We start from the raw sequence: 9,000 nt of genomic DNA, 5'->3' as shown, positions 1-9,000 counted from the left end.
GGTGATTGGGTGGTAAATGAACTAGTGGATGTGAAGCCCAATAATGTGGTTTTTACGGCATCGAAAGAAGGTCCGATGGAGAAGCATATTTACGCTGTTAACTATGCAAAAAGTCAGAAAGCAACCCCATATGTTCGCCTGGACAACGCTGCCGGCTGGCATGATGCACAGGTAAGCAGTGATGGTAGCTATGTGCTGGATACCTACAGCTCCGGCACCACACCTTATGTTGCGAGAGTGACAGCTACTTCCGGCAAATGGGAACAAGCTATTATCACTGCTGCAGATCCGCTGAAGGATTTTCAACGCCCACAAATCAGACCGGTAACACTGAAGGCCGATGATGGTACACCTTTGTATGGTAAACTGATATTACCCGTGAATTTTGATTCTACCAAAACATACCCGGTAATTGTATACCTGTATAATGGTCCGAATGTGCAGTTGATCCGTAATACTTATCCCTACAGCGGTAACCTGTGGTATGAATATATGGCCCAGCATGGCTATGTTATCTTTACCATGGATGGCCGTGGCAGTGATAACCGTGGTATGGCTTTCGAGCAGGCTACTTTCCGTCAGTTAGGTACTGTAGAAATGAATGATCAGCTACAAGGAGTCGCTTATCTTAAATCACTGCCTTACATCAATCAGCAGAAAATGGGCGTACATGGCTGGAGCTTCGGAGGATTTATGACCACGTCCCTGATGTTGCGCCATCCTGGTGTGTTTCAGGCAGCTGTAGCCGGTGGGCCGGTGATCGACTGGAGCATGTATGAGATCATGTATACAGAACGCTATATGGATACGCCCCAGGAAAATCCGGAAGGCTATGCCAATGCTAATCTTCTCACAAAAACTAAAAACCTGCAGGGGCACCTGATGTTGATTCATGGTACCAACGATGATGTAGTGGTATGGCAGCATTCCATTAATTTCGTGAGAGCTTGTGTAGATAATGAAGTGCAATTGGATTATTTCGTATATCCGGGACATTTACATAATGTGCTGGGGAAAGACAGGGTACACCTGATGCAGAAGATAACGGACTATTTTGATGCAAAGCTGAAATAACAGCTATTAGCAGTTAGCTTTTAGCTGTTAGATAAATAAGGATAATAATGAAGCGGAGATCATATTTGATGCAAAGCTGAAATAACAGCTATTAGCAGTTAGCTTTTAGCTGTTAGATAAATAAGGATAATAATGAAGCGGAGATCATATTTGATGCACAGTTGAAATAGCAGCTATTAGCAGTTAGCTTTTAGCTGTTAGATAAATAAGGATAATAATGAAGCGGAGATCATATTTGATGCACAGTTGAAATAGCAGCTGTTAGCCATTAGCTGTTAGCAGTTAGATTAAAGCGGAGATCATAGCGAAAAGTTAATATTCGCTGTTATCTTCGCTTCATTATTTTATGCTACTTGCGATCAGCTTACCTAAAACAGTATACAATGAAATATTTATTCCTGGCGATGGGCCTTTTATCATTTTCTACATTAACGGCGCAGCAGAAAAAGCACAAGGTATTATTCATCATTGCAGACGGGATACCGGCAGATGTGATTGAATCGCAGCCAACACCAAATCTGAAGCGTATTGCCAGGGAAGGAGGGTATTGCAGGGCTTATGTAGGTGGAGAAAAGAACGGGTATTCACAAACGCCCACTATTTCTGCCGTTGGTTATAATAGTTTGCTGACCAGCACCTGGGTCAACAAACACAATGTATGGGATAATGATATTGCGGCGCAGAATTATTCGTACCCCAGCATTTTCCGTTTTTTTAAATCGGCTTATCCGGGAGGCACCACTGCTATTTTTTCTACCTGGCTGGATAACAGAACGAAGTTAGTGGGAGATGGCTTACCTCAAACCGGTAGTTTACATATAGATCATGCGGTAGATGGCCTGGAACATGATACGGTGCAGTTTCCGCATGATAAAGACAGCTGGTATATACATCAGATAGATGAAACGGTAGCTGCTAAGGCAGCGGAGTATGTAAAAAGTGATGCACCGGATATGACCTGGTTGTACCTGGAATACAGTGATGACATGGGGCACCGTTATGGTACCGGCGCCAGAATGGATACCGCCGTGCGTATGACAGATGATATGGTTGGTAAGATCTGGGATGCAATGGAATACCGCCGTCAGCATTTTAATGAAGACTGGCAGATCTATATTACCACGGATCATGGCCGGGATGCCAAAGGAGGCCATGGGCATGGAGGACAATCGGACCGGGAGCGTACTACCTGGATTGTTACCAACGCCAAAGGATTGAATACTTATTTTAAAACAGCACAACCGGGCATTGTAGACATTCTGCCTTCTATTGCGCGGTTTATGAATATTAAAATACCTGTTGAAAATGCCCGCGAACTGGATGGTGTACCGCTTACTGGTGCTATTTCACTGGCACAGCCTACAGCTATTGTAGCAAAGGATATGTTGCAGGTAGGGTGGAAGTCGTACGATAAAAAAGGCAAGGTGAAAATATGGGTGACCACCACCAATAACTACAAGACTGGTGGCCATGATACGTATAAATTGCTGGGAGAAGTACCTGTATCGGCAGAAAAGGCGGAATTGAGTATAAAAGATGTTCCTGCCGGGTTTTATAAGATTGTGCTGGAGGCGCCGTTGAATACCGTCAACCGTTGGGTGGTGCAGCAACCACAAAGCTAAAAGCAGCAGACAAAAAGCAAAAAGCTATTTTCCCGAAGATATCCTGGAAAATAGCTTTTTGCTTTTTGTCTGCTGCTTTTAGGCTAAATATGGCTTTACGCAAACGCTTGCGCTGATAACGCAAGCGTTTGCGTATACGTAATGTTAAAAAAATCATGTAGAATCGTTGTAGCAATTAATCAGAAAGTGAACTAAGCTCGAAAAGCAGCAATTATAGACAGCGAACAATGAAGTCGAATAACCTGTGCCACGGTCACCTGCTGTGGCAAGGTTATCGATAAGAAGATGCCTCAGCGGTTATGAATCACCAGTTGTGACTCCATGATGGTGCGTTGATAATCGTTTAATGCGTGTTCTCCATTCAGGAGAGACAGTAGCATATTGGTAGCCGCCTGCCCTTGCTCGTAAGGGAACTGCTCAACAGAAGCAGCAGGAGGAAAAGCCGTATAACCGCTTACCGGTGTATTGGCGTAAGATACAAAAGTTATATCCTTATTTATTTCCAATTTTTGTTTTATGGCATATTGTACTGCGTCCATGGCTACATAGTCATTGAATGTAACGATGGCAGTTACTTTCCTTTTCAGCGACAGCAGGTACTCCATGGCTTCCTCTGTACCGGCAGCGGTAAGGTCAGCATTAACGATCAGTTTAGGGTCGTATTTGAGGCGATGTTTGTGCAGCGCCCTGCTATAGCCTGCCGCGCGTTCCTTGCTGGCCACCATGGTTTCCGGGCCATTGATCATGCCTATTACGCGGTGACCTTGTTTTAACAGAAAATCTACTGCCTGCACTGTGCCGGATTCCAGGTTACAGGAAACGGAGTGCATATTGGGGAGATCAGGAATGCGATCGAAGAATACTACCGGAATGCGCGCCTGCTGCAGCATTTCAAAGTGTTCGTAGTTGCTGGTGTTTTTTCCGATAGACACAATGCATCCGTCTACCCGGTGTTGTTTCATGCTCTGGATGATCTGTTTTTCGCGGGCTTCGTCATCGTGCGATTGCCCTAGCAGTACCGTATAGTTGTTGCTGTACGCAGTGTCTTCAATGCCGCTGATAGCGCTGGCAAAGAATGCCTCCGACAGCTCCGGTAAAAGGATCCCGATGGTGAAGGTTTTGCCCTGTTGGAAATAGATAGCTGTTTGATTACGTTCATAATTCAGCTCAGCGGCCAGTTCTTTTACCCTGGTTTTGGTTCTTAAACCTATACTGTGATGATCATGTAACGCTCTTGATACCGTAGATACAGAGATGTTCAGCCTTTTTGCAATTTCCTTTATTGTTGGTTGACCCGAAGAAACCACCTTTCTCATACATTTCAGCAATTAATAGAAAATAGATACAGCGTTATACTCTGCCGGACAAGTTACTTAGATATTAGAAAACATTAACTTTTTTTTATGAATAATGCGTATTTAACAGGCATGGCATAATTTTCTCTCCATTCTGGTGAAGACTTCCATATTTTCTAACACTTTTCTAACGAACTGATGGGTGCTTCGGCCTGTTATTTGCTATATAGCGGATACCTCCATTGTATCCCTTATTAATCATATATAGTTATTTGTTAGATTATTAAAATATAACATTTTTATGAGAGTAGCACAACTAGCCTTGCCGGTAGCTTTAGTAACCATTTTCGCATCCTGTTCCGCTCCGAGAAAATTAAGAGAGTCACAAGCCAGGAATGCTCAACTGGATAGCCTTTACCGAGCTACATATGGTAAGCTGAGAACTTGCGAAGAAGACGCCGCCCGCGCCGCCGCTTCGTATAAAGATAAAGTAACGAATCTGACAGAACAGCAACAGCAGTTAAAATCCAACAACTCACAGATGCTGGATCATCTGAAAGAATTGTCTGTTATCTCCAGTTCACAGGCAGAAAGTATTAAAAAATCACTTGATAATATTGGCGCCAAAGATGCCTATATCAAGGACCTGCAATCCGCTATTGCCCGTAAGGATTCCCTGAACATGCAGCTGGTAATGAACCTGAAGGGTGCTATTGGTAATATGGATGATAAGGACATTAATATTAAAGTAGATAAAGGTGTGGTATATATAGATATCTCTGATAAACTGCTGTTTAAAAGTGGTAGCTATGATATCAATGAAAGAGCAAAAGAAGTGCTGGGTAAAGTTGCCAAGGTGCTGATTGCGCAGCCGGATATCGAATTTATGGTAGAAGGTCACACGGATAATGTGCCTTACCGTCCTAATGTATTACTGGACAACTGGGATCTGAGTGTGAAAAGAGCTACTTCGGTAGTGCGTATACTGCAGAACCAGTATAACATTCCGCCAGCACGTATGACTGCTGCGGGTAGAAGTGAATACTTACCTGTTGCTTCCAATGATACACCAGAAGGTAAAGCAGCGAACCGCAGAACAAGGATCGTGATATTGCCTCAGCTGGATCAGTTCTTCAAATTACTGGAGAAACCAGCGAACTAAGTGTACAGATAAAGATAAAAGCGTAAAGCAGAAAGCTATTGTGGCGAATGATCATATACTTTGATCATTCGCCACAATAGTTTTTTGCTTTTCTTATATTTGCGCGCATAAATGATAAGTTTGCTATGAATGAACCTATGTTTTGTGATCCGGTAAGTGGTGTTTGTGAGATTCCGGGTCGTGCTGTTACAGATACCCGGGTAACGAACGGATTAGCCTCTGCTGATAAACCCATTAAGCTCGTTTATTTTACGGATCCTATCTGCTCCACCTGTTGGGGGATAGAGCCGCAATGGCGCCGGTTAAAACTCGAGTATGGGCATGTGCTGGATATCAGTTATCATATGGGAGGATTGTTGCCTTCCTGGGATGTATACAGTTCCGGTGGCATCAGTGGTCCATCCGATGTGGCCCATCACTGGGATGAGGTGAGTTTGCATTACCAGATGCCCATTGATGGTAATGTTTGGCTGGAAGATCCTTTACCTTCTTCTTATCCACCTTCTATCTGGTTTAAAGCGGCGCAGCAGCAGGATAAGCATAGAGCGGTGATTTTTTTACGGCGTATGAGGGAGTTGTTGTTTATGGAAAAGCAGAATATCTGTAAGCCGGAGCCGGTATTGAAATCTGCTGCTTTTGCAGGGCTGGATATATTACAGTTGCAGGCAGATTTTGACAACACAGCGGCAGGGTTGTTTGAAGCGGATCTGGCATTGGGAAAACAATTAGGTGTGCGTGGGTTTCCTTCTGTCTTTTTTATAGATAATACCGGCCGGTCAGAACTGGTATATGGTGCCAAACCCTATACGGTATTTACGACTGCTTTACATAAGCTCATGCCGGAAGCACGGGCACGGACCTACGCTATGGGGTTGGAATTATTTTCTTATTTTCCAACGCTTACCACCAAAGAATTTGCAGTATTAAATGATCTCTCTTTTGATGCTGCCGAAACAACGCTACGTGGCTATCAGGAGGAAAATAAGGTGTGGGTAAATACGATTGCCAGTGGCCAGTTGTGGGCGCTGACTGCGTCTTTATAATTGTGGTGGCTGAGGGCCTGTTGCAGGTTTTTTCTTACCAAAAAAGTAGGATACGCTTAGCATGGCATAACGGGCAAGTATACTATTCCGCTGCTGTTCTATGTAGGTAAATGTTTGCATGGTCAGCAGCGCCTGGTTTTCTCTGAACAGGTCGTATACATATAACTTCACCTGCAGGCTTTTATCGGGCAAACAGGTTTTGGAGATCCAGGTGTTTACTACTACATATTGCTGTCGCTGACTGGTATTATTGTAGTATGTAGTGCCTACCCCAAAGTTAATATTGAAAGGGAGATAGGTATTGGCTGACAGGGACAGGTTGTAATTGAGGTAATCATAATACGCATTGTCCTGGATAGAGTAGGAGTTGCCGTTATACATTATACAAAACATTCCTTCCAGCTCCAGCAGTTTTTTGTAAGTCCAGGAACCGGTGAGGAACTGCATGCTGCCAAAGTTTGACGTAGTATTTTTAAGTTGGTTGACAAAGGTGTTGGTGTGACTGAAATTGTATCCCAGCGTATAATTCAGGGTGATACCGGATTTATTGAACCGCTTGCCAAGCGTTATATCCTGGTTAATACTATAGGTGCCATTTACGTTAATGGGTCGGCTGATTTGTCTTCCGGAGGAATCAGAGTAGATAGTTTGCGTTGCCACATTTTCGGGAATATCTATACTCAGATTGGTACCGAAAGTAAGGCCTTTTACACTGTAAGAACGATAGCCGATGGAACCGTTATTATAGATGGTTGGTTTAAGATCCGGGTTGCCGAGTTGTACATACAATGGATTTCTGGTGGATACTACTGGTACTAACATGGTACCTGTATTGGGTACACGCGTTTCGCGGGAAATATTTGCACTGAAAGTTTTATAGTTATCAATTTTATAAGACAGGAACAGGTTTGGGGCGAAGTAATTTACTTTCTGCCGGTATTCTTTTCCGTCTGTATAGTTATTGCTGATGGAGTTGGTGTTGTTGTACGAAATCAGCAGCTGGCCCTGTAAGTTATTTTTATTGATGGTAATGCCGGTGCTGAATGCATTTACGGTGTATCTGTTTTGGAAGTCATAAGTCAGTGTTTTGTTGGGGATGCGGTAACCGCTCTTTATACCATCAAAATCAAATGCCTGCTGGTCATTTTGAGTGAGGTTGTTGGTATACCTGTAACCTATGCTCAGGAAAATGACCGGTGTGATGGGGTATTGGTAACTGAGTCCCGTAGTGATTTTCCGGGTGTTTAGCTTATACGCCAGCTGTTGATTGATGGTGTCGGATATGTCTGATGCGGGCACGAAGTTTAAGTTGTAATTGGTCTGGTTATCACGCGTGTTATTTTGTTCTACATTTATATTGAAGTTGGTATTGCCCCATTTTTTATCAAACATGTGAATGAATGTGGAGGCTATGCTGAGGGCACTGTTTTTCCTGGTTTCCCTGTTAATGGTATTTCCCATATTAATGGTATCATTATTTTTTCCACCCAGGGAGATGTATTTATTTTCGGAACAGGGCTGATTTTTCTGGAGAGATCCCATCAGGTCTACAGAGATGAAATTTTTGTCGTTGGGCTGTACCATCACATTCGCATACATGTTATTGAACGAGGTATTCGTGACACTTTTTGAAGTGCTATTGTAGCGAAAATTGCTGTCGGGTAATATGTTGTCGCGTTGCTGAAACTGGTCGTTATTGATTTGGTTATCGAAGTGAATCAGATTGGCGTTCAGCTTTACTTTTTTCGTGATGTCGAGAGATATGTTTCCGCTGGCATTGCTCCTGATGGCCAGCCCACCGTAGTTTTCCGCTCTGCTTAAATTTTCATCGTTGGAAGAGGGGCCCCTGGAGGAGTTTACGTTGTTGCGGGTGGCCATGGCTATTACCTGTTTATTATCCCGGAACATATTGGCATTGCCGGCAACATTAAAGCGGTCATCTGTTCCGTATCCTGCGCCTACTGTTCCATTGATGCCTTTTTTCATTTCTTTTTTGATGGTGATGTTAATGACCTTTTCATTTTTCCCTCCTTCAATCATGCCATCTAATCCTTTTTTATCAGCMACCTGTATTTTGTCTACCAGGTTGGCCAGGAGCATCCGGGATACTTTTTGAGGATCGCCGGAGGAGTTAGGCGTATTTTGAAATACGGACCTGCCGTCTATATATAATTCTTTAATGGGTTTGCCCTGGTACAAGAAGTTACCATCGGCGTCGACTGTCAGGCCCGGGATCTTTTGCAGGAGGTTTTTCAGCGAAGCATTTTCAGCCGTCTGGAAATCACCTGCGGAAAATTCGATGGTATCTTTACGGACAATGAAAGCCGGTTTGGTTATTTTGATATTTACACTGCTCAGACTGATGGAGTTTCTTTGCAGGCCTGTTTGTTGTAAGGTGGGTTGACTGACCTTTCCTTTTTCATTAGCGGACAGACGGATCGTAGCGGCAGTGTACCCCATATAACTGATGGTGAGTACAAAGTTGCCCGGTGGCACATTTTTTAACAGGAAGTTGCCGTCTCTATCAGATTGATTCTGTCCCTTTAAAATCGATTTTTCAGCTGTAAATAGCAATACTGTAGCCCCTTCCAATGGTTTTCTTGTATCTTTATCATAGGCCATTCCCTTTATCTCTCTCTGCGCAAATAGGGTGAGATGAATGCCAGTCAATAGGATGGTTAACGTTAGAGCGAATTTGGCCATTGCGTTTATTTGGTTGAAAAGTTCTTTTTTGCAATGATAGCCCGCCCAACATGGGGAAGTGTTAATCAAACACCAACATTCTTAGAAAATGTAAAAAACAA

The 9,000-nt window shown here is 43.4% G+C and carries 6 protein-coding genes; 4 read left to right on the top strand and 2 right to left on the bottom strand.

All coding sequences use genetic code 11. The annotated features are described in order from the left end of the window. Positions 1-1,074: alpha/beta hydrolase family protein (locus AC1DP6_RS33465; protein WP_477058771.1), on the top strand; the 1,074-nt coding region annotated here is incomplete at its 5' end. A gap of 383 nt (positions 1,075-1,457) precedes the next feature. Further along, complete coding sequence (locus AC1DP6_RS33460) at positions 1,458-2,696, top strand: alkaline phosphatase family protein (protein WP_477058770.1); 1,239 nt, start codon at positions 1,458-1,460, stop codon at positions 2,694-2,696. A 290-nt stretch (positions 2,697-2,986) separates the two neighbouring features. Here AC1DP6_RS33460 and AC1DP6_RS33455 read toward each other — a convergent pair whose 3' ends face one another. Next, positions 2,987-4,012 carry a LacI family DNA-binding transcriptional regulator gene (locus AC1DP6_RS33455; RefSeq protein WP_477058769.1) on the bottom strand — a complete coding sequence of 342 codons (1,026 nt, stop codon included), beginning with the start codon at positions 4,010-4,012 and terminating at the stop codon, positions 2,987-2,989. A gap of 280 nt (positions 4,013-4,292) precedes the next feature. On the opposite strand from AC1DP6_RS33455, the gene AC1DP6_RS33450 reads away from it, so the two are divergent. Beyond that, the gene (locus AC1DP6_RS33450) at positions 4,293-5,153 is read left to right on the top strand and encodes an OmpA/MotB family protein (protein ID WP_477058768.1); all 861 of its coding nucleotides are present in this window, start codon (positions 4,293-4,295) and stop codon (positions 5,151-5,153) included. 125 nt (positions 5,154-5,278) lie between these two features. After that, positions 5,279-6,196, top strand: a complete 918-nt coding sequence (locus AC1DP6_RS33445; RefSeq protein WP_477058767.1) for a DsbA family protein — start codon at positions 5,279-5,281, stop codon at positions 6,194-6,196. Here the strand turns inward: AC1DP6_RS33445 and AC1DP6_RS33440 are convergent. After that, positions 6,191-8,899: an outer membrane beta-barrel protein gene (locus AC1DP6_RS33440; protein WP_477058766.1), complete on the bottom strand. Its 2,709-nt coding sequence runs from the start codon at positions 8,897-8,899 to the stop codon at positions 6,191-6,193. The genes AC1DP6_RS33445 and AC1DP6_RS33440 overlap by 6 nt on opposite strands. Positions 8,900-9,000 lie beyond the last annotated feature (101 nt).

The organism is Chitinophaga sp. 01L420, from assembly GCF_056399985.1.
The sequence above is the reverse complement of the archived record's forward strand: the minus strand, read 5'-3'. Positions and strand labels throughout refer to the sequence as shown.

Excerpts from the sequence above, each read along its gene's own strand:
- AC1DP6_RS33460 (WP_477058770.1), top strand. The coding sequence starts at position 1,458 with ATGAAATATTTATTCCTGGCGATGGGCCTTTTATCATTTTCTACATTA.
- AC1DP6_RS33455 (WP_477058769.1), bottom strand. The coding sequence starts at position 4,012 with ATGAGAAAGGTGGTTTCTTCGGGTCAACCAACAATAAAGGAAATTGCA.
- AC1DP6_RS33450 (WP_477058768.1), top strand. The coding sequence starts at position 4,293 with ATGAGAGTAGCACAACTAGCCTTGCCGGTAGCTTTAGTAACCATTTTC.
- AC1DP6_RS33445 (WP_477058767.1), top strand. The coding sequence starts at position 5,279 with ATGAATGAACCTATGTTTTGTGATCCGGTAAGTGGTGTTTGTGAGATT.